This window comes from Frigoribacterium sp. CFBP 13712 (assembly GCF_014842255.1).
GTDB lineage: Bacteria > Actinomycetota > Actinomycetes > Actinomycetales > Microbacteriaceae > Frigoribacterium.
On record NZ_JACYVH010000035.1, the window covers coordinates 1 to 369 of the forward strand.

Below are 369 nucleotides of genomic sequence, written 5' to 3' on the forward strand. Positions count from 1 at the left end.
CCGTGGCCTCGCCGACGTTGAACTCGAGCGTCTCGCTGCCGTTGGCGATGCCGCCACGTTCACTGGTGACCGTGAACGTCGTCGCGGTCGTCCCGACCCAGCGGCGGACCGTCCATGAACCGTCGACCTGAACGGTCGCGGTCGACGGCGCGGCCGCAGTGTCGTCGCTGACCGTGACCTTCGACCAGGTCGTGCCGGTGCCCGTGAAGGTCACCCAGCCCGGCTGGTCGTGGCCCGCACCGTCGATCGGCGCGGTGACGATCAGGTCACCCTGGGCGACCTGGTCCGAGAACAGACGCAGGGTCTGCTTGGTCTCGTCGCCCGTGACCGGGGTGTGGGTCACCGTGAAGGTGATGTACCCGTTGCCCA

At 68.8% G+C, this 369-nt stretch carries 1 protein-coding gene; it reads right to left on the bottom strand.

What is annotated here, in order from left to right; translation table 11 throughout:
• On the bottom strand, positions 1–343 hold a 343-nt coding region (locus IFT51_RS14795), incomplete at its 3' end, for a hypothetical protein (protein ID WP_206758091.1).
• Positions 344–369: the final 26 nt, after the last annotated feature.